This is a genomic window from Streptomyces sp. NPDC006235, assembly GCF_040613735.1.
Taxonomy (GTDB): Bacteria; Actinomycetota; Actinomycetes; order Streptomycetales; family Streptomycetaceae; genus Streptomyces.
The window spans coordinates 83,214-103,532 of the sequence record NZ_JBEXSR010000037.1; the positions used below are offsets into that span (position 1 = coordinate 83,214).

The following is a 20,319-nucleotide window of genomic DNA, read 5'->3' on the forward strand; positions in this document are numbered from 1 at the left end:
CACCGTCCCCGCGCAACCCCGCTCGGCGCCCCCCTCCGAGCACCCGCCTCCCGTCCCGCCACCCCCTCCGGCGACCCTCATCGGGTCCGTGCAGCGCGCGATGCGCCTGCTGGAGACCGTCGCCGCGCACGAATACGGCGCTCCCGCCAAGCAACTGGCCCGGGAGACCGGGCTGGCGCTGCCCACGACCTACCACCTGCTGCGCACCCTCGTGCACGAGGGCTATCTGCACCGGGACAAGGGCCTGTTCTTCCTCGGTGAGGCCGCCGAGCGGCTGAGCAGCAGCGGGGCCCGGCAGAAACGTCGCAGCACGGTCGTCGACGCGCTCGCGCGCTGGCGGGACGTGCTCGGCGTCCCCGTGTACTACGCGGTGTACCGCGAGGGCGAGATCGAGGTCATGTGCGTCTCCGACACCCCGGGCAATCCCGCGGTCGAGGAGTGGGCCGACTTCCGGGAGACCGGGCACGCGCACGCCATCGGGCAGTGCCTGCTGTCGCAGCTGGACGAGGAGGCCCGCCGGGACCACCTCGACCGCTATCCGGTGCAGGCCCTCACGCCGTACACCGTGCGGGACAACCACAGCCTGCTGCGCCGTCTGGAGCGGGTGCGGCGGATGGAACCCGTGACCGAGCGTCAGGAGTACGCCCTGGGCGCCGTCTGCGCGGCGATCCCGCTCACCCTCGGTACGACGGCCGCGACGATGGCCATCTCCCTGCCCGCCCACCAGGAGCACCGGCTGCTCCCGGCGGCCCGGCAGTTGCAGAGCGAGATCGGGAGTCTGCTGGGCTCGCTCGCGCTCTCTATCAGTATGTGAAAACTCACTCCTTGTGATCTGGTGTGTACGTTCAGCAAGATTCCATCAAGTGTCAGAGGTTCGTTCCCGGCCAGTCCACGGCGAATGACGGGGTTAGCGATGCGCGAGTCCGTACAGGCAGAGGTCATGATGAGCTTTCTCGTGTCCGAGGAGCTCTCCTTCCGCATTCCGGTGGAGCTGCGCTATGAGACCAGTGATCCCTATGCCGTCAGGCTGACCTTCCACTTGCCCGGTGATGCCCCGGTGACGTGGGCTTTCGGCCGGGAGTTGCTGATCGACGGTGTCGGACGGCCGTGCGGGGAGGGCGATGTGCGGGTCACGCCCGTCGAACCGGACTCGCTGGGCGAGGTGCTGATCCGGCTTCAGGTGGGCAGCGACCAGGCGCTGTTCCGGTCCTCGACGGCACCCCTGGTCGCCTTCCTCGACCGCACCGACAAGCTGGTGCCGCTGGGCCAGGAGGGCTCGCTCGCCGACTTCGACGCCCATCTCGACGAGGCCCTGGACCGCATCCTGGCGGAACAGGGCGCCGGCTGAGACATCCGTCGGGCGGCACAGGTGGAGTAACGCTTCACCGGATGCCGCCGAACTGTGCAGGAACGCTTCTCCGTACGACGGGACAGCCGGCTTCACCGTTCAGGAGCCCTCAGCGCTTGCGGCGCCGGCCCTTCCCGCCGCGTGCCGGGACCGCGGCGGCCTCCGCAGCGGGCTGCGCTCCCGGGCGGTCGGCCGAGACCACCAGCGCGGCCAGCGCCGTGGTGACCGGCACCGAGGCGACCAGGCCGATCGAACCGACCAGCGTGCGCACGATCTCCTCCGCGACCAGTTCGCTGTTGGCGACCGTCCCGACACCGCTCTGCGCGATGGAGAACAGCAGGAGCAGCGGCAGCGCGGCACCCGCGTATGCGAGGACCAGGGTGTTGACGACCGAGGCGATGTGGTCGCGGCCGATCCGGATCCCCGCGCGGTAGAGGCCACGCCAGCCCATGGTCGGGTTGGCGTCGTGCAGCTCCCAGACCGCCGACGTCTGCGTGACCGTCACGTCGTCGAGCACACCGAGCGATCCGATGATGACGCCGGCGAGCAGCAGACCGCTCATGTCGATCGTCGGGTAGAGGCCGTGGATCAGACCGGTGTTGTCGTCGGTGTTGCCGGTGAGCGCGGCCCAGTCGATGAACAGCGAGCCCAGAACACCGATCAGCAGCAGCGAGACGAGGGTGCCGAGCACCGCCACCGAGGTCCGGGCGGACAGGCCGTGACACAGATACAGGGCGATGAGCATGATGGCGCTCGCGCCCACCACCGCCACGAGCAGCGGGTTCGAGCCCTGAAGGATCGCGGGCAGGATGAAGAGGTTCAGCACCAGGAAGCTGATCGCCAGCGCGACCAGGGCCATGACACCGCGCAGCCGCCCGACGACCACGACGGCCAGGGCGAAGATGCCGGCGAGCAGCGCCATGGGCAGGCGGCGGTTGATGTCGGTGACCGAGTACTGGAGGTCCTTCGGCGCGGAGGGCTCGTAGGCGACCACGACCTCCTGGCCCTCTTCCAGCTGGCGGGACTGGTCCGGCTGGACGATCTCGGTGAAGGTACGGCCCTTGTCCTTGCCGCTGTCGACCCGGATCGTCGCCCGCTTGCAGGTGCCGTTCTCCTGCTGCACCGCGGAGGAACCCTCGGCGGTGGAGGTGTCGCCGGTCGGCGGGACACCCGAGGCGCCGGCCTCCTTGCAGCTCACCGCCACGACCTTGGTGACCGAGCCCTCCTGTGTCTGCCGGTCGAAGCCGACGCCGGTGCGCTCGTGCGGCGGGGCGCCGCCCGGCCACAGCACGGCGAGACCGACCAGCACGGCGGCGGCGAACGGGATCAGGACCGCCGCGATGACCTTGCGCAGGTGCATGGAGACGGGCGTGGCAGGACCGTGGTTGTGACTGTGCCCGTGCCCGCCGTCGGGCCCGTTTCCGTGCCCGTGCCCGTCGCCGCCACCGCCGTGCCCGTCGCCACCACCGTGTCCGTGGCCTCCACCGTGTCCGTGGCCTCCACCGTGTCCGTGGCCTCCACCGGGACCGTGTCCGTCGCCGTACCCGTCGCGTCCGCCGGGCCTGTCGCCTCCGCCGCGCCCGTACCCGTCGCCTCCGCTGTGCCCGTCACCTTCGCCGGAACCGGATCCGGAGCCGGTAGGTTGCCAGCCACCGGAGCCGGCACCGTACGAAGAGGCCGGACCGGCAGGACCGCCGTCCTGTCCGTTCCCCGGACCGGGCCGGTGTCCATGCGTCTGCCCGCGGGCAGGACCGAGCCCGCCCCCGGCGGCGAAATCGTGCTCGCGCCCACGGCCGTTGCCGTTGCCGGCGCCGGACCCGCGAGGCGGTTCGGGCGGTGGGTAGGGAGGACGCTGCGTCGTGGTCACCGACCGATCATCGCAAGAACGAGGGGGGCCCTCTGTTCACCGCGCCAGAATTGCCGCTAGCGTGGAGGCACCTTTTGTACACGCGGGAGCTCGGAGCACCGGGCTGAGAGGGCGCTGACCTCCGTCCCAGCGATGTTTCACATGAAACATCACCGAAGTCGAGTGATGTTTCACACGGAACGTCGGCAGACGGAAGCCGCTGCGTCGACCGCCGAACCTGTTACCGGGTAATGCCGGCGTAGGGAGTAGGTCTCATGACCAACAAGGACGCACGCACGCCTGCCTCCGTTCAGGACGCACAGTCCGAGGAGGCCGGGAAGTCCATCGGCTGGCACAAGGCGTACGTCGAGGGCAGCCGCCCCGACCTGCGGGTGCCGGTCCGTCAGGTGCATCTCACCAACGGGCAGTCGGTCACCCTGTACGACACGTCGGGCCCGTACACCGATCCGCTCGTCGACACCGACGTCCGCAGGGGACTGTCGCCGCTGCGGGAGAACTGGATCATCGCCCGTGGCGACACCGAGGAGTACGCGGGCCGGCCCGTTCGTCCGGAGGACGACGGCATCAAGCACACCTCGCCGCGCGGCGGCCTGCGCAACCTCGACGCCGTCTTCCCCGGCCGGCCGCGTCAGCCGCGCCGCAGCAAGGACGGCACGGCGGTCACACAGCTCGCGTACGCCCGCCGCGGCGAGATCACGCCCGAGATGGAGTATGTGGCCATCCGGGAGAACGTCTCGCCCGAGGTGGTCCGGGACGAGATCGCGGCGGGCCGGGCGGTGCTTCCGGCCAACGTCAACCACCCGGAGATCGAGCCGATGATCATCGGCAAGCGGTTCCTGGTGAAGGTCAACGCCAACATCGGCAACTCGGCGGTGACCTCCTCCATCGAGGAGGAGGTCGAGAAGATGACCTGGGCGACCCGCTGGGGCGCCGACACGGTCATGGACCTGTCCACCGGCCGCAACATCCACACCACGCGCGAGTGGGTGCTGCGCAACTCCCCCGTGCCCATCGGCACCGTGCCGCTCTACCAGGCCCTGGAGAAGGTCGACGGCCGGGCCGAGGAGCTGACCTGGGAGATCTACAAGGACACGGTCATCGAACAGGCCGAGCAGGGCGTGGACTACATGACGGTCCACGCGGGCGTGCGCCTGCCGTACGTGCCGCTGACGGCGAATCGGAAGACCGGCATCGTCTCGCGCGGCGGCTCGATCATGGCGGCCTGGTGCCTCGCGCACCACAAGGAGTCGTTCCTGTACGAGAACTTCGAGGAACTCTGCGAGATCCTCGCCGCGTACGACGTCACGTACTCCCTCGGCGACGGCCTCAGGCCCGGGTCGATCGCGGACGCCAACGACGAGGCGCAGTTCGCGGAACTGCGGACTCTCGGGGAACTCAACCGGATCGCGAAGCGTTTCAACGTACAGACCATGATCGAAGGCCCGGGCCATGTCCCGATGCACAAGATCAAGGAGAACATCGACCTTCAGCAGGAGATCTGCGATGAAGCTCCGTTCTATACGCTCGGCCCGCTGACCACGGACGTCGCGCCGGCGTACGACCACATCACCTCCGGCATCGGCGCCGCGATGATCGCCTGGTGGGGCACGGCGATGCTGTGTTACGTCACGCCCAAGGAGCACCTGGGCCTGCCGAACCGTGACGACGTCAAGACCGGCGTCATCACCTACAAGATCGCCGCCCACGCAGCGGATCTGGCCAAGGGACACCAGGGTGCCCAGGAGTGGGACGACGCGCTGTCCGACGCCCGTTTCGAGTTCCGGTGGGAGGACCAGTTCAACCTCGCCCTCGACCCGGACACGGCACGGGAGTTCCACGACGAGACCCTGCCGGCGGAGCCCGCCAAGACGGCTCACTTCTGCTCGATGTGCGGTCCCAAGTTCTGCAGCATGAAGATCTCGCAGGACATCCGTCGTGAACACGGCGGCACAAAGGCCGAGATCGAGGACGGCATGGCCCAGAAGTCCAAGGAGTTCGCGGCGAGCGGGAACCGCGTGTACCTGCCCATCGCGGACTGAGCCGTCCGCACACGGGCCGAGGGCCGGGGACCGGTGGTCCCTGGTCCCCTGGCCCGCGGGAGGGGTCCGGCCCCGGGCACTGACCCGACGGCTACTCCGGCTGGTGTTCCGGGCCTCCGAAGTCCGGGCTGCTGTAGTCCGGACTGCTGAAGCTCGGCCGAGAGCCGCGGTCGCCGTCGTCCGGGCTGGTGAAACCCGGGCGGTCGTAGCCGAGGTGCGGGATGCGGCTGACCGGCGTGGACGGGGAGGTGTGGTGCAGCGCGGCGGTCGCGCTGGGGTCGACGAGGGCCTCCCGGAGGAAGGGCACGATGCCGCGTTCCAGCAGAGCTTCGCGCCAGGCCTCCCTGGCCCGGTCCACCTCCCCGTGCAGTTCGCCGTGCGGGTCGCTTTCGGCCGTCGGCTTGTTGCGCAGGGCGGTGATGAGCAGTCCCACCGCGGCGACGAGGATCGCGACCGCGGTCACGGCGCCGAACACCCAGCCCGTGGTGAGCATGGTCCGGGCGAACGTCTGCTCGGGATTGAGCATCTGAAGGATGTAGCCGACGAGCAGGAATATCGCCGCGGCGGTTCCGGCCAGGACGGGAGCGAGGACGGCGACGACGGCGACGGCGCCCGCGCCGGCGGTCTCGGCGACCTCGCCCATGGTGGCGGCGAGGCCCGCCGCGCCCGTGTCCGGCTCGGAGGAACCGGATGTGCGCACGGCCGGCCGGTCGGCCGTCGCCGGCCTGCGCTGTGCCTCGCGAACCTTGACGTAGTGCTGGTATTCGGTCGACGCGGCCGCCGTGATGAGCGCGGTGGCGTTCAGCGCCATGGTGCGCAGTTGCTCGGGGTTGAGCCGCTGTCCGACAGCGGCCAGTTCCGGACGGTGTGGTGCGGAGCGCAGCGCCTCATCGAGGATCCGCTCGTATTCCTGGCGGTCCTCGCTCAGCAGGTGCTGCGGAACGCTGTTCATGTGCATCCCCCGATGCTCCGTAGGGCTTGGGGCTCGGCATGCTGACGAGCCGTCGGGCAGAAACGGAGGGGAGCCTGCTACGGATAAGCCGATGGTAGAGCCGTGAAGGTGGGCGGTGACAGGGGGTTTACCGAAATTGGCCCCTCACCGGTCCGGTCCTGTGACGGGAAACGCCTGCCCGGTGAACGTTCACGTACCCAGCGGCAGTTGCTGGACCAGCAGCTTTCCGGCCATGGTCACGCCGCCGTCCATGGCGATGGCGAGTCCGTCGGCGTAGACGTGCGGACCCTCGACCACGGGGTCGGTCCTCTCTTCGTCTTCCTCGGCGCCGACCTCGCCCAGGAGATACGGAATCGGGCTGTGACCGTGAACGATGCGGCTGCCCCCGTACGTATCGAGCAGGGAGCGTACGGCGTCCGCGCCGCCCTCGTCACGGAAGGAGAACCGCTTGGTGAACTTGCGGAACAGGTCCCAGACCTCGTCCGCGTCGTTGCGCGTGAGCGTCTCGCGGACGGTGTCGTTGACCTCTTCGATGGAGCGGCCGTAGTCGAGGTAGGCGGTGGTGTCGGAGTGGACGAGCAGGTGGCCGTCGACCTCCTCGACGGCGTCCAGACGGGCCATCCACTGCAGGTGGTGGTCCTGGAGGCGGTCCATGTCGGTCTTCTGGCCGCCGTTGAGCAGCCAGGCCGCCTGGAACGTGGCGGTGCCGGCGCCGGAGTTGACGGGCGTGTCGCCGAACCGCTTGGCGCCGAGCAGCAGCAGCTCGTGGTTGCCCATGAGTGCCTTGCAGTAGCCGCCGGCCGCGGCGGCCTCGGCGGACAGCCGCATCACCAGGTCGATGACGCCGATGCCGTCGGGGCCGCGGTCGGTGAAGTCGCCGAGGAACCACAGCCGGGCGGTGCCCGCGCACCAGTGGCCGTCGGCGTCGAGGAGGCCCTTCTCCTGGAGGGCCGCCACCAGCTGGTCGAGGTAGCCGTGCACATCGCCCACGACGTACAGCGGGCCCTGCCCGGTGTCGGTCTGGGGGGCTGCGACGGTCTCGGGGTCGACGGCCACCTGGACGGTGTCGCCCCGGTTGATCACGGGCAGATCGCGCTCGGTCGGCGTGTACCCCTCGGGGTAGGTCTCCTCGGCCGGCGGGGCGACCTCGCCGGGCTGGGCGCTGTGGACGTACGGACCGGCCTCGTGGACGTACGCGGGCACCCGGAAGTCGCGCAGCGTCGCCGTCCGCTCCACCTCGGGTCCCTGACCGGCCCCCTGAGTCATCGACCCCTCCACCATCGCGCCGCATCTGCACCGCATCGGACTGCCTGGTCGTAGCGGCCCGCGGGTGTCGTGGGCCCATCATAGGAATGCGGATCGCGCCATGTGATGACCCAGGGGTGGTGAATCAGAGCAAGAGTCCAGTTCACCGCGGCTTTCGCCCCGATTGAGCCGGGCTTTGACCACCGTGTGACCGTCCTCGCTTTCCTTCTCTTCGCGAGAACGATCCCTTCTCTCCGGGGGACCGGCCCTGTTTCTCCCCAGGAGTGCGCACGTTCTCCCCAGGAGTGCGCACTTTTGTTGACCCGATCGGACGGGTCTAGGTCCCCTCGGGTGACCGCGGCGGGCTGACCGTCGTGCGCGGCGGGCGCCGCTGGGACGACGTGCGCACGATCAGCTCCGTCGGTATCACCTGCTCCACCGGACGGTCGGAGTCCACTCCCTCGATGGCGTCGATGAGCAGTTGCACGACCGCCGTGCCGATGCGGCGCGGTTTCAGGGAGAGCGTCGTGATGGGCGGCTCGGTGTTGGCGTACACGGTGGACTCGCTGCAGCAGACCAGCAGCAGGTCGTCGGGTACGCGCAGGCCGTAGCGGCGGGCGGCGGCGAGCAGGTCGGTGCCGTTCGGATCGAACAGGCCGTAGACCGCGTCGGGCCGGTCGGGCCGGGCGAGCAGCCGGTCGGCGGCGACGGCGCCCGCGCACGGATCGTGCGCCGGGTAGGCCTCGTACACCGGATCCTGGCCGACGCGCTCACACCAGCGCAGGTAGGCGGTGGTCGACAGGTGGGTGTACGTGTCCGTGGTCGTACCGGTCAGCAGGCCGATGCGGCGGGCGCCGGCGTCGGCCAGGTGGTCGAGGATGCCGAGGACAGCGGCCTCGTGGTCGTTGTCCACCCAGGCCGTGACCGGCAGCGAGCCGGCCGGACGGCCGTCGGAGACGACCGGCAGGCCCTGGCGGACGAGTTCGCTGACGACCGGGTCCTGGTCGGAGGGGTCGATGACGACCGTGCCGTCCAGGGCGACGTTCGACCACACGTCGTGGCGGGAGGTCGCGGGGAGGATGACGAGGGCGTAGCCGCGGGCGAGCGCCGCGGAGGTGGCGGCCCGCGCCATCTCGGCGAAGTACGCGAACTCGGTGAAGGTGAAAGGTTCATCCCCGTACGTGGTCACGGTCAGGCCGATGAGTCCCGACTTGCCGGTACGGAGGGTCCGGGCGGCAGCCGAGGGCCGGTAGCCCAGCCGGTCGGCGACCTCACGGACATGGCGCCGGGTGGCGTCCGGAAGCCGGCCCTTGCCGTTGAGGGCGTCGGAGACGGTCGTGATGGACACTCCGGCGGCGGCGGCCACGTCTCTGATACCCGCCCGACCCGGCCGACTGCCTCGACGTGAGGTTTCCGCGCGGCTCACCTGGTGCTTCCCTGCTGCTGTCATGGCGAGCCGATAGTAGGGCTCATGCGGTGGGGTAGTGCGGACGCATATGCACGCGTTGACAGGCACGTTTCTGCATGATCATTAGACCTCAATTGCTTTGGAAAACAAGGGCGTTGGCGGCTCCCATGCCAGTACGTGGCTTGTCGGCCCGCACAGGCCTGCCAAGTGGCCGATGTTGCGAAGAGGTCTCAACTCACCTGCACGGGGGATGCGCGCCACGGCGCGCACCACCGGCGCGTAGATATATGTGCGGCGCGCCCCTGAATTCGTACGCCTTCGTACGGTGATGCCCTTGATGCCGGTGGGACGCGCCAGTGATGCCCGTGGGACGCACGAGGCCGGCCTTCGTCGCTCCGTCGTGGCTATACGCAGCGGCGCCGAATCCTCATAAGGTGAGGAGTATTGGATGTCGGCGGCGGTCATGGGCCGCCGGTCTTCGCGAGGAGGACTGCGGTGAGCGAGACGAGCCCCAAGCTGCGCGCCGAGCTGGAGGGGATCCCCACCTACAAGCCGGGCAAGCCGGCCGCGGCGGGTGGGCCGGTGGCCTACAAGCTGTCCTCCAACGAGAACCCCTACCCGCCGCTGCCGGGCGTGATGGAGACGGTGACGGCGGCTGCCTGCGCCTTCAACCGCTACCCCGACATGGCCTGTACCGGGCTGTTGAACGAGCTGTCCGAGCGGTTCGGCGTGCCCCTCTCCCACCTGGCCACCGGCACCGGGTCGGTCGGTGTCGCCCAGCAGCTGATCCAGGCCACCTCCGGCCCCGGCGACGAGGTCATCTACGCCTGGCGGTCCTTCGAGGCGTATCCGATCATCACGCAGATCAGCGGCGCGACGTCCGTGCAGGTGCCGCTGACCGACGGTGATGTGCACGACCTCGACGCGATGGCCGACGCGATCACCGACCGGACCCGGCTGATCTTCGTCTGCAACCCCAACAACCCGACGGGCACGGTCGTACGGCGGGCGGAGCTGGAGCGCTTCCTCGGCCGGGTGCCCGGTGATGTGCTGGTGGTGCTCGACGAGGCCTACCGCGAGTTCATCCGCGACCCCGAGGTGCCGGACGGTGTCGAGCTCTACCGCAACCGGCCCAACGTCTGCGTCCTGCGGACCTTCTCCAAGGCCTACGGCCTCGCAGGCCTGCGCGTCGGGTTCGCCATCGCCCACGAGCCGGTGGCCGCGGCGCTGCGCAAGACGGCGGTCCCGTTCGGGGTGAGCCAGCTCGCGCAGGAAGCGGCGATCGCCTCGCTGCGTGCCGAGGACGAACTGCTCGGCCGGGTCGGCTCGCTGGTGTGTGAGCGCACGCGCGTGGTCGACGGGCTGCGCGCCCAGGGCTGGACGGTGCCCGAGACCCAGGCCAACTTCGTGTGGCTGCGGCTGGGGGAGCGCACGGTCCCGTTCGCGGAGGCGTGTGAGCAGGCGGGTGCGGTGATCCGGCCGTTCCCGGGCGAGGGTGTGCGGGTGACGGTCGGGGAGACCGAGGCGAACGACATCTTCCTGAAGGTGGCGGAAGGGTTTCGCAAGGAGCTGTAGGGCTCCGCGAGCCGGGTCAGGCGTCCAGGAGCTCCACGCGCACGGGGTCACCGTCCCGCACGGTTGCCAGCAGACCGGGGTCGCCGTCGATGCGGCCCAGGACATTGCACGGGCTTGCGAGGCGGCACTCGTCGCCCTGTGGGATCGGAGTGGGCCCATAGAGGAGGGCGAGCGCGTCGCCGTCGGTCCAGAAGGCGACGGTGCCGGGCTCGACGACCTCCCTGGCGCCTGTTTCACGTGAAACGGACACTCCTGTGTCGAAGTACACCTCCTTGCCCCAGGTGCATGCTGTCGAGACGAGGGGCAGCGCCTTGGCGAGGGCCTGGCTGGTCGGAGTGTCGTCGAGCGACGCGGTGATAACCGGAGGGCCAGGAGATCCGGATCTGTAGCGACGGCGGTGTCGTCATGCCGTCGATTCAACAATGTGTTGAAGTTCCGGCCAAGGGGCTGACTGTGACGGGGGAGACAGGGGACCCCCTCCAGGGCTCGAAACTCCGTGCTGCATAATGGCTTGTGAATGTGAACGCTTTCACAAGCGGGTGTAAGGAGCGGCGACGTGGACCTGGCTTTGGCGCCGGAGACCCTGGCGCGATGGCAGTTCGGCATCACCACCGTCTACCACTTCCTGTTCGTCCCCCTGACGATCTCGCTGGCCGCCCTGACGGCCGGACTGCAGACCGCCTGGGTGCGGACGGAGAAGGAGAAGTACCTCCGGGCGACGAAGTTCTGGGGCAAGCTCTTCCTGATCAACATCGCGATGGGTGTGGTCACCGGCATCGTGCAGGAGTTCCAGTTCGGTATGAACTGGTCCGACTACTCGCGGTTTGTCGGTGACGTCTTCGGCGCGCCGCTCGCCTTCGAGGCCCTGATCGCCTTCTTCTTCGAGTCCACCTTCATCGGTCTGTGGATCTTCGGCTGGGACAAGCTGCCCAAGAAGATCCACCTGGCCTGCATATGGATGGTCTCGATCGGCACGATCCTGTCGGCCTACTTCATCCTCGCGGCCAACTCCTGGATGCAGCACCCGGTCGGCTACCGCATCAACGAGGCGAAGGGGCGGGCCGAGCTCACGGACTTCTGGCTGGTGCTGACCCAGAACACCGCCCTCGCCCAGGTCTTCCACACGCTCACCGCGGCCTTCCTGACCGGCGGCGCCTTCATGGTCGGCATCGCCGCCTTCCACCTGGTCCGCAAGAAGCACGTCCCCGTGATGAAGACCTCGCTGCGGCTGGGCATCGTCACCGTCGTCGTCGGCGGTCTGCTCACCGCCATCAGCGGTGACATCCTCGGCAAGATCATGTACCAGCAGCAGCCGATGAAGATGGCCGCGGCCGAGGCGCTGTGGGACGGCGAGAAGCCGGCGCCCTTCTCGATCTTCGCCGTCGGTGACGTCGACAAGGGGCACAACAAGGTCGCCATCGAGATCCCCGGCCTGCTGTCCTTCCTCGCCAAGGACGACTTCACCTCGTACGTGCCCGGCATCAACGACGTCAACAAGGCCGAGCAGGAGAAGTACGGGCCCGGCGATTACCGGCCCAACATCCCCGTCGCCTACTGGGGCTTCCGCTGGATGATCGGCTTCGGTATGACGTCGTTCGCCATCGGCCTGGCCGGGCTGTGGCTGACCCGCAAGAAGTTCATGCTTCCGCAGCATCTGCGGGTGGGTGAGGACGAGGTGCCGCACCTCGTGCTGCTGCCGAAGAAGGCCCTCGGTCCGACCCTCACCAAGTGGTACTGGCGCATCGCGATCCTCACCCTGGGCTTCCCACTGATCGCCAGCTCCTGGGGTTGGATCTTCACGGAGATGGGCCGCCAGCCGTGGGTCGTCTACGGCGTGCTCCAGACCCGGCACGCGGTCTCACCCGGTGTCTCCCAGGCCGAGGTCATCACTTCGATGATCGTCTTCACCACGCTGTACGCGATCCTCGCCGTCGTCGAGGTCAAGCTGCTGGTCAAGTACGTCAAGGCGGGCCCGCCTGAGCTCACCGAGGCCGACCTCAACCCGCCCACGAAGATCGGCGGCGAGTCCCGTGACGCCGACAAGCCGATGGCCTTCTCGTACTAGGCCGAGGGAGCTGCACAGTCATGGAACTGCACGACGTCTGGTTCGTCCTGATCGCCGTCCTGTGGACCGGCTACTTCTTCCTGGAGGGCTTCGACTTCGGGGTCGGTGTGCTCACGAAGCTGCTCGCCCGCAACCGGCCCGAGAAGCGGGTGCTGATCAACACCATCGGCCCCGTCTGGGACGGCAACGAGGTGTGGCTGCTCTCCGCGGGCGGTGCCACCTTCGCGGCCTTCCCCGAGTGGTACGCCACGCTCTTCTCCGGCTTCTACCTGCCCCTGCTGGCCATCCTGGTCTGCTTGATCGTCCGCGGTGTGGCCTTCGAGTACCGCGCCAAGCGGCCCGAGGAGAACTGGCAGCGCAACTGGGAGACAGCGATCTTCTGGACCTCGCTGATCCCCGCGTTCCTGTGGGGTGTGGCCTTCGGCAACATCGTGCACGGCGTGAAGATCGACCAGGACTTCAACTACGCCGGCGGGGTCCTGGACCTGCTCAACCCGTACGCGCTGCTCGGCGGTCTGGTCACTTTGGCGCTGTTCACCTTCCACGGGACGGTGTTCGTCGGGCTGAAGACGGTGGGGGAGATCCGGGAGCGGGCGCGGAAGCTGGCGCTTCGGGTCGGGCTGGTGACCGCCCTGCTGGCTCTCGCTTTCCTGCTGTGGACGCAGTCCGACCGAGGTGACGGAGCTTCGCTCGTAGCGGTGGCCGTGGCGGTGGCGTCGCTCGTCCTGGCCATGGTCGCGGCGCGGGCGGGGCGTGAGGGGTGGGCGTTCGCCCTGTCGGGGCTCACCATCGTGGCCACGGTGGCGATGCTCTTCCTGACGCTGTTCCCGAACGTCATGCCGTCGACGCTCAACCCGGACTGGAGCCTGACGGTCACCAACGCCTCGTCCAGCCCGTACACGCTGAAGATCATGACCTGGTGCGCGGCGGTCGCCACCCCGGTCGTGATGGTCTACCAGGGCTGGACGTACTGGGTCTTCCGCAAGCGGATCGGTACGCAGCACATCGCCGACCCCGTGCACTGAGGTGTGTTTCACGTGAAACCAATCGATCCGCGTCTGCTCCGGTACGCCCGTGCCACCCGGGTCTTCCTGGTGGCGGTCGTCGCCCTGGGGGCGATCGGGGCAGGTCTGGTCATCGCGCAGGCGATGCTCATCGCCGAGGTGGTGGTCGGCGCGTTCCAGCACCGTATGGCGGTGTCCGAACTCGGCACTCCCCTGCTGCTCCTGGCCGCCGTCGCGGTCGGCCGGGCGCTGGTCGGCTGGCTCACGGAGCTCGCCGCGCACCGGGCGAGCGCGGCGGTGAAGTCCGAGCTGCGAGGGCGGCTGCTGGAGCGTTCCGCTCAGCTGGGGCCGGGCTGGCTGGGCGGGCAGCGGACCGGTTCGCTGGTCGCCCTGGCCACCCGGGGCGTCGACGCCCTCGACGACTACTTCTCGCGGTACCTGCCGCAACTGGGTCTCGCGGTGGTCGTGCCGGTGGCGGTGCTGGCGCGGATCGTCACCGAGGACTGGGTCTCCGCGACGATCATCATGGGCACCCTGCCGCTCATCCCGGTCTTCATGGTGCTGATCGGCTGGGCCACCCAGTCTCGGATGGACCGTCAGTGGCGGTTGCTGTCGCGGCTGTCCGGGCACTTCCTGGACGTCGTCGCGGGGCTGCCGACGCTGAAGGTCTTCGGGCGGGCCAAGGCACAGGCCGAGTCGATCCGGCGGATCACGGGTGAGTACCGGCAGGCGACCATGCGGACGCTGCGGATCGCCTTCATCTCCTCCTTCGCGCTGGAGCTGCTCGCGACGATCTCGGTGGCTCTGGTCGCCGTGACGATCGGCATGCGGCTCGTGCACGGCGAGATGGATCTGTACATCGGCCTGGTCATCCTGATCCTGGCGCCGGAGGCGTATCTGCCGTTGCGGCAGGTCGGGGCCCAGTACCACGCGGCGGCGGAGGGGCTCGCCGCAGCGGAGGAGATCTTCGAGGTTCTCGAGACGCCCGTGCCGGCCTCCGGTTCCGGTGCCGTGCCGGCGGGTGCGCTGGCCTTCGAGGGGGTGACCGTCCGCTACCCGGGGCGGTCTTCGGACGCCGTGTCGGACGTCTCCTTCACCGTCGAGCCCGGGGAGACGGTCGCGCTGGTCGGGCCGAGCGGTGCGGGCAAGTCGACGCTGGTGAACGTCCTGCTCGGATTCGTGCCGCCGGCCGAGGGACGGGTGCGGGTCGGGGGAGCCGACCTCGCCGACGTGGACCTGGAGCAGTGGCGGTCCCGGATCGCGTGGGTGCCGCAGCGGCCGCATCTGTACGCCGGGACGATCGCCGAGAACGTACGGCTGGCGCGCCCCGACGCCGACGACGGCGCCGTACGGCGGGCGCTGCGGGACGCCGGGGCCCTGGAGTTCGTGGAGGCGCTGCCCGAGGGTGCGTACACCGTGCTCGGTGAGGACGGGGCCGGGTTGTCCGCCGGGCAGCGGCAGCGGCTGGCACTGGCCCGGGCCTTCCTCGCGGACCGGCCCGTACTGCTGCTCGACGAGCCGACGGCCGCGCTGGACGGGGCCACCGAGGCCGAGGTCGTGGCGGCTGTGCGGCGGCTCGCGGCCGGGCGGACGGTGTTGCTCGTGGTGCACCGGCCGGCGCTGCTGGAGGTGGCGGACCGCGTGGTGCGGCTGACGGAGCCCGAGACCCCGGCGGTGCCTGCCGGGTCGGCAGCGGTCCGGAATACGGGAATGGTTTCCGTCGACGCGGAGGCGTCCGCCGCGGCCTCCCCGACGGAGCCCGGCGGCCGGCCCGTTTCGGGCGGCGGCGTCCTCGCGCGCGTCCGCGCCATGTCCGGTGCCCGGCGCGGACGGCTCGGACTCGCCCTGCTGCTCGGGAGCCTCGCGCTGGGGAGTGCCGTGGGGCTCATGGCCACCTCCGGGTGGCTGATCTCGCGGGCCTCGCAGCAACCGCCCGTGCTGTATCTGATGGTGGCGGTGACGGCGACGCGTGCCTTCGGGATCGGGCGGGCCGTGTTCCGGTACGCCGAGCGGCTGGTCTCGCACGACGCCGTGCTGCGGATGCTGGCGGACACCAGGGTCGCGGTGTTCCGCAGGCTGGAGCGGCTCGCTCCCGCCGGGCTGCGCCGGACCCGCCGGGGCGACCTGCTGTCCCGGCTGGTCGCGGACGTGGACGCGTTGCAGGACTACTGGCTGCGGTGGCTGCTGCCGGCCGGGGCGGCCGTCGTCGTGTCGGCCGCGTCCGTCGGTTTCACGGCATGGTTGCTGCCGGAGGCCGGGGCCGTACTCGCGGCCGGGCTGCTGGCGGCGGGGGCAGGGGTGCCCGTGGTCACCGGTGCCGTGGCGCGGAGGGCCGAGCATCGGCTGGCGCCCGCCCGCGGCGTGCTCGCGACGCGGGTGGCCGATCTGCTCACCGGAACCGCGGAACTGACCGTCGCCGGTGCCCTGCCCACCCGGACCGCCCAGACGCGCGAGGCCGACGGGGTCCTCACCCGGATCGCGTCCCGCGCCGCCACCGCCACGGCCCTCGGCGACGGGCTCACCGCCCTGATCTCCGGCCTGACCGTCACGGCCGCCGCCCTGGTCGGCGCGCAGGCGGTCGCGGCCGGGCGGCTGGACGGCGTGACCATGGCCGTCGTCGTCCTCACCCCGCTGGCCGCCTTCGAGGCCGTGCTCGGGCTGCCGCTCGCCGTGCAGTACCGGCAGCGGGTGCGCCGGAGCGCCGAGCGGGTGTACGAGGTGCTGGACGCCCCGGAGCCCGTGGGGGAGCCCGAGCAGCCCCGGCAGGCGCCCGCGTCGCCGTTCCCGGTCGTCGTCAAGGGGCTGGCCGCACGGCACGCGGGGCAGGACCGGGACGCGCTCGCCGGGCTGGACCTGACCCTCGACGAGGGCCGCCGCGTCGCCGTGGTCGGACCCTCCGGCTCCGGGAAGACGACCCTGGCGCAGGTGCTGCTGCGGTTCCTCGACGCGGACGCGGGCTCGTACACGCTGGCGGGCGTGGACGCGTACGCGCTCCGCGGGGACGACGTGCGCCGGCTCGTCGGGCTGTGCGCGCAGGACGCGCACCTCTTCGACAGCTCGCTGCGCGAGAACCTGCTGCTCGCCAGGAAGGACGCCACCGAGGACGACCTGCGTGCCGCACTCGGCCGGGCCCGGCTGCTGGACTGGGCCGACGGCCTGCCCGACGGGATCGACACGCTCGTCGGCGAGCACGGGGCGCGGCTGTCGGGAGGCCAGCGGCAGCGGCTGGCGCTGGCCCGGGCACTCCTCGCCGACTTCCCCGTCCTGGTGCTGGACGAGCCCGCCGAACACCTGGACCTGCCGACCGCGGACGCGCTCACCGCCGACCTGCTGGACGCCACCGAGGGCCGTACGACCCTGCTCATCACGCACCGGCTGGCGGGCCTCGAGGCGGTGGACGAGGTGATCGTGCTGGACCAGGGACGTGTCGTGCAGCGCGGGGCGTACGCGGAGCTGGTGGCCGTGGACGGGCCGCTGCGGGAGATGGCGCAGCGCGAAGCGGCTTCGGAATCCCTGATGGCCACGCCCTAGCAGGGCTCGACCGGCGTCGCACCGACCGCGCCCAGACCGCTGGGAGCGGTCGCCCGGCAGGGGCACGACCGGCGTCGCACTGAGCCGTTCGGGGCAGCCGGTCCCCCGGCCGTACGAGGCGAACAGGGTCAGGGCGGCCCGGCTGGGTGACGATCACTGACATGCGCTCATATCGCCGCCATCGGCTGCTCGTTCCGGTCCTGCTGTGCGCGCTGGCGGTGCTCGCGGCCCGGCCGACGGCGGCGCACAAGGAACCCGGCAGCGGCACCGGCGGGGACTCGACGCTCAGCGCCGAGGTGGCGCGGCTGTACGAGGAGGCCGCGGTGGCGACGCAGCAGTACGAGGCGGGGCGCCAAGAGGCCGAGAAGCAGCGTGCCAGAGCCCAGCGGGCCGAGGAACTCCTGGACGGTCAGCGGCGGCACATCGCGGCCCTGCACGAGGACCTGGGCCGGATCGCCCGTGCCCAGTACCGCTCCGGCGGCGGCCTGCCGGTGGCCGCGCAGGTGATCCTCGCCGACGGCCCCGACGATCTGATGCGGGGCCAGCACGCCTTCTCGCAGACGAATCTCGCCGTGAACAACGCGATCTCCAAGAGCCGCCGGGCCGAGGCACGGCTCGCCGCGGACGAGGCCAAGGCCGCGGCCCACTGGCAGGCGCTGGAGAAACGGAACACCCAGCTCGCCGCCCTCAAGGCGGACATCGAGCAGAAGCTGGAAACGGCACGCTCGCAGCTCCAGGGGCAGGCGGACGCCTCGGTCGCCGCCGGGGCGTGCCGCGGGGCCGTGCGGCACGACCAGCCGGAGACGGGGTTCACGAGCGCGTGGGTCGCGCCCGTGGAGACGTACGAGCTGTCCGCGTCCTACGGCAGCGGCGGTGCACGGTGGTCGAGCCGGCACACCGGGCAGGACTTCGCGGTGCCGATCGGCACGCCGGTGCGGGCCGTGGGCGCGGGCCGGGTGGTGAAGGTGTCCTGCGGGGGTGCCTTCGGCATCGAGATCGTGCTCAGGCATGCGGGCGGCTACTACACGCAGTACGCCCATCTCGCGTCCGTCGCGGTCGACCAGGGGGAGCACGTCGAACCCGGCCAGTGGATCGGGCAGTCGGGCACGACGGGCAACTCCACCGGACCGCACCTGCACTTCGAGACCAGGGTCACGCCGGAGATGGGTTCGTCCGTGAATCCGGTGTCATGGCTGGCGGCTCGCGGCGTGTCACTCTGACAAGCGGCAACTACGGCAGTTCCGTGAGCAGCTGCTCGATCACGACCGCCACGCCGTCCTCGTTGTTCGCGACCGTCCGTCCCGAGGCCGCGGCGATCACGTCCGGGTGGGCGTTGCCCATCGCGTAGGACCGGCCCGCCCAGGTCAGCATCTCGACGTCGTTCGGCATGTCGCCGAAGGCGACGACCTGCTCGTGCGAGATGCCACGCTCGGCGCAGCACAGGGCGAGCGTGCTGGCCTTGGACACACCGGGGCCGCTGATCTCGAGCAGGGCGCTGGGGCTGGAGCGGGTGACGTTGGCCCGGTCTCCGATGGCGAGCCGGGCCAGGGTCAGGAAGGCGTCGGGGTCCATGTCGGGGTGATAGGCCAGGATCTTCAGGACCGGCTCCGCCGCCGCGCGGTGGTCCGGCGACAGCAGTTCCTCCGCCGGGGCGAGGCTGTCGGGGATCTCCATGTGCAGCTTCGGGTAGTTCGGTTCCTGGTAGAAGCCGTACGTCTGCTCCACCGCGTACACCGTGCCCGGAGCCGCGTCGCGCAACAGCCGTACGGCGTCCAGCGCGTTCGCCCGCTCCAGCTCCCGTACCTTCACGAACCGGTGGGAGCCGGGGCCGCCGTGCAGGTCGACCACGGCGGCGCCGTTGCCGCAGATCGCCAGGCCGTGGCCGTGCACGTGGTCGCTCACGACGTCCATCCAGCGGGCCGGGCGGCCGGTGACGAAGAAGACCTCTATGCCCGCCTCTTCGGCGGCGGCCAGCGCGGCCACCGTGCGCGGGGACACCGACTTGTCGTCGCGCAGCAGGGTGCCGTCGAGGTCGGTGGCGATCAACCGCGGAGGGAGGGTATCGGCGGCGGTGTCGGGCTGTCGGGTCGCTGAGGTCACCCGGCCATTGTCCCGCATATGCCTGCACGGGCGTGCGGGAGTCCGCACAAGTGAGTGGATACGGCCCTCACCAGGATCTTCCGATGGGCTTCCCGCAAGGCCCTCAGCGCACCGAGGCCCCCCCCGGCGCACCGAGGCCCCCTCACCGCACCGAGGCCCCCCAGCGCACTGAGGCCTCAGCGCAACTGCGCCGGTGCCTCCATGGCGATCTGCTCGAAGGCCTTCTCGTCCGCCGCGAAGGGCGAATCGGGGATGGGCCAGTGGATCACGATCTCGGTGAAACCGAGCTCCATGTGCCGGCCGGCGAAGTCGACGAAGGCGTCCAGGGACTGGAGCGGCCCGCCGCGGTCCGGGGTGAATCCGGTGAGCAGGACCTTGTCGAGGTCGCTCATGTCCCGGCCGATCTCGGCGCAGGTGTCGGCGAGCTTGTCCACCTGCCCGCGGATGGCCTGAACCGACTGTTCAGGAGTGCCGTTCTCGTACAGCTTGGGGTCGCCGGTGGTCACCCACGCCTGCCCGTACCGTGCGGCGAGCCGCATGCCGCGGGGCCCGGTCGCGGCCACTGCGAACGGCAGCCTGGGTCGCTGCACACAGCCAGGGATGTTCCGTGCCTCGTGCGCCGAGTAGAAGTCGCCCTCGTACGACACCGCGTCCTCGCTGAGCAGCCGGTCGAGCAGCGGGACGAACTCGGCGAAGCGGTCGGCCCGCTCGCGCGGGGTCCACGGCTCATGGCCGAGCGCGGTGGCGTCGAAGCCCGAGCCGCCCGCGCCGATGCCCAGCGTGACCCGCCCGCCGGAGATGTCGTCGAGGGAGATCAGCTCCTTGGCGAGGGTCACCGGGTGCCGGAAGTTCGGCGAGGTCACCAGCGTGCCCAGCCGTAGTCGGTCCGTGCTGGTCGCGGCGGCGGTGAGAGTCGGTACGGCACCGAACCAGGGGCCGTCCCGGAAGCTGCGCCACGACAGGTGGTCGTAGGTGTACGCGGTGTGGAAGCCGAGCTGCTCGGCACGCGTCCAGGCCGCACGACCGCCTTCCTGCCAGCGGCGATAGGGGAGGATCACGGTGCTCAGACGCAGACTCATGGCATCGAGCCTAAGGGGTCCTTGCAGAATGATCTTCCTGTGGCACGGTGGAGATGGAAGTGATTCCCTCTTTGTGGGAGTGGCCCGTGGCACGGCGGAAGCCGTG

General features: G+C 70.3%; 14 protein-coding genes, 1 pseudogene and 1 riboswitch. Of the genes and pseudogenes, 8 read left to right on the plus strand and 7 right to left on the minus strand.

Annotation, left to right across the window (positions count from 1 at the left end; translation table 11 throughout):
• Nucleotides 1–88 precede the first annotated feature (88 nt).
• Complete coding sequence (locus ABZ192_RS32715) at nucleotides 89–814, plus strand: IclR family transcriptional regulator C-terminal domain-containing protein (RefSeq protein ID WP_356928092.1); 726 nt, start codon at nucleotides 89–91, stop codon at nucleotides 812–814.
• A gap of 99 nt (nucleotides 815–913) precedes the next feature.
• The gene (locus ABZ192_RS32720; RefSeq protein ID WP_020271172.1) at nucleotides 914–1,348 is read left to right on the plus strand and encodes an SsgA family sporulation/cell division regulator; all 435 of its coding nucleotides are present in this window, start codon (nucleotides 914–916) and stop codon (nucleotides 1,346–1,348) included.
• A 109-nt stretch (nucleotides 1,349–1,457) separates the two neighbouring features.
• Here the strand turns inward: ABZ192_RS32720 and ABZ192_RS32725 are convergent, their stop codons facing one another.
• Entirely contained in the window at nucleotides 1,458–3,215 is a 1,758-nt protein-coding gene (locus ABZ192_RS32725) for a YibE/F family protein (protein WP_356928093.1), read from the minus strand.
• 72 nt (nucleotides 3,216–3,287) lie between these two features.
• Nucleotides 3,288–3,477, plus strand: a riboswitch (TPP riboswitch).
• Here ABZ192_RS32725 and thiC point away from each other — a divergent pair.
• Nucleotides 3,470–5,254, plus strand: a complete 1,785-nt coding sequence (thiC, locus tag ABZ192_RS32730; RefSeq protein WP_356928094.1) for a phosphomethylpyrimidine synthase ThiC — start codon at nucleotides 3,470–3,472, stop codon at nucleotides 5,252–5,254. It overlaps the preceding riboswitch by 8 nt.
• 91 nt (nucleotides 5,255–5,345) lie before the next feature.
• Here the strand turns inward: thiC and ABZ192_RS32735 are convergent, their stop codons facing one another.
• The 3 genes from ABZ192_RS32735 to ABZ192_RS32745 form a co-directional block, all read right to left on the minus strand.
• Nucleotides 5,346–6,212 carry a hypothetical protein gene (locus ABZ192_RS32735; protein WP_356928095.1) on the minus strand — a complete coding sequence of 289 codons (867 nt, stop codon included), beginning with the start codon at nucleotides 6,210–6,212 and terminating at the stop codon, nucleotides 5,346–5,348.
• A gap of 183 nt (nucleotides 6,213–6,395) precedes the next feature.
• Nucleotides 6,396–7,487 carry a metallophosphoesterase gene (locus tag ABZ192_RS32740; protein WP_356928096.1) on the minus strand — a complete coding sequence of 364 codons (1,092 nt, stop codon included), beginning with the start codon at nucleotides 7,485–7,487 and terminating at the stop codon, nucleotides 6,396–6,398.
• A 301-nt stretch (nucleotides 7,488–7,788) separates the two neighbouring features.
• On the minus strand, nucleotides 7,789–8,901 hold the full coding sequence (locus ABZ192_RS32745) for a LacI family DNA-binding transcriptional regulator (RefSeq protein WP_190052800.1): 1,113 nt from the start codon (nucleotides 8,899–8,901) through the stop codon (nucleotides 7,789–7,791).
• A 453-nt stretch (nucleotides 8,902–9,354) separates the two neighbouring features.
• Between ABZ192_RS32745 and hisC the strand changes: the two genes are divergently transcribed.
• Complete coding sequence (gene hisC, locus ABZ192_RS32750) at nucleotides 9,355–10,434, plus strand: histidinol-phosphate transaminase (RefSeq protein WP_356928097.1); 1,080 nt, start codon at nucleotides 9,355–9,357, stop codon at nucleotides 10,432–10,434.
• Between the two features lie 16 nt (nucleotides 10,435–10,450).
• Here hisC and ABZ192_RS32755 read toward each other — a convergent pair.
• Nucleotides 10,451–10,841, minus strand: a pseudogene (locus ABZ192_RS32755) (cyclophilin-like fold protein).
• A gap of 149 nt (nucleotides 10,842–10,990) precedes the next feature.
• On the opposite strand from ABZ192_RS32755, the gene ABZ192_RS32760 reads away from it, so the two are divergent.
• From ABZ192_RS32760 to ABZ192_RS32775, 4 genes are all read left to right on the plus strand, one after another.
• Nucleotides 10,991–12,499, plus strand: a complete 1,509-nt coding sequence (locus ABZ192_RS32760; protein ID WP_356928098.1) for a cytochrome ubiquinol oxidase subunit I — start codon at nucleotides 10,991–10,993, stop codon at nucleotides 12,497–12,499.
• Nucleotides 12,500–12,519: 20 nt separating this feature from the next.
• Nucleotides 12,520–13,524, plus strand: a complete 1,005-nt coding sequence (gene cydB / locus ABZ192_RS32765) for a cytochrome d ubiquinol oxidase subunit II (protein WP_356928099.1) — start codon at nucleotides 12,520–12,522, stop codon at nucleotides 13,522–13,524.
• 12 nt (nucleotides 13,525–13,536) lie between these two features.
• Nucleotides 13,537–17,034, plus strand: coding sequence for a thiol reductant ABC exporter subunit CydD (gene cydD / locus ABZ192_RS32770; protein WP_356928100.1), 3,498 nt, complete (start codon nucleotides 13,537–13,539; stop codon nucleotides 17,032–17,034).
• A 161-nt stretch (nucleotides 17,035–17,195) separates the two neighbouring features.
• Nucleotides 17,196–18,254 carry a M23 family metallopeptidase gene (locus tag ABZ192_RS32775; RefSeq protein ID WP_356928101.1) on the plus strand — a complete coding sequence of 353 codons (1,059 nt, stop codon included), beginning with the start codon at nucleotides 17,196–17,198 and terminating at the stop codon, nucleotides 18,252–18,254.
• A gap of 10 nt (nucleotides 18,255–18,264) precedes the next feature.
• Here the strand turns inward: ABZ192_RS32775 and ABZ192_RS32780 are convergent, their stop codons facing one another.
• A complete protein-coding gene (locus ABZ192_RS32780; protein WP_356928102.1) occupies nucleotides 18,265–19,152 on the minus strand; it encodes a Cof-type HAD-IIB family hydrolase in 888 nt (295 codons plus the stop codon).
• A 158-nt stretch (nucleotides 19,153–19,310) separates the two neighbouring features.
• A complete protein-coding gene (locus ABZ192_RS32785) occupies nucleotides 19,311–20,213 on the minus strand; it encodes an LLM class flavin-dependent oxidoreductase (protein ID WP_356928103.1) in 903 nt (300 codons plus the stop codon).
• Nucleotides 20,214–20,319: the final 106 nt, after the last annotated feature.

Bases quoted from the DNA above. Each gene is read 5' to 3' on its own strand.
- ABZ192_RS32720 (WP_020271172.1), top strand. From the start codon at position 914: ATGCGCGAGTCCGTACAGGCAGAGGTCATGATGAGCTTTCTCGTGTCC.
- thiC (WP_356928094.1), top strand. From the start codon at position 3,470: ATGACCAACAAGGACGCACGCACGCCTGCCTCCGTTCAGGACGCACAG.
- ABZ192_RS32735 (WP_356928095.1), bottom strand. From the start codon at position 6,212: ATGCACATGAACAGCGTTCCGCAGCACCTGCTGAGCGAGGACCGCCAG.
- ABZ192_RS32740 (WP_356928096.1), bottom strand. From the start codon at position 7,487: ATGGTGGAGGGGTCGATGACTCAGGGGGCCGGTCAGGGACCCGAGGTG.
- ABZ192_RS32745 (WP_190052800.1), bottom strand. From the start codon at position 8,901: ATGACAGCAGCAGGGAAGCACCAGGTGAGCCGCGCGGAAACCTCACGT.
- cydB (WP_356928099.1), top strand. From the start codon at position 12,520: ATGGAACTGCACGACGTCTGGTTCGTCCTGATCGCCGTCCTGTGGACC.
- ABZ192_RS32775 (WP_356928101.1), top strand. From the start codon at position 17,196: ATGCGCTCATATCGCCGCCATCGGCTGCTCGTTCCGGTCCTGCTGTGC.
- ABZ192_RS32780 (WP_356928102.1), bottom strand. From the start codon at position 19,152: ATGCGGGACAATGGCCGGGTGACCTCAGCGACCCGACAGCCCGACACC.
- ABZ192_RS32785 (WP_356928103.1), bottom strand. From the start codon at position 20,213: ATGAGTCTGCGTCTGAGCACCGTGATCCTCCCCTATCGCCGCTGGCAG.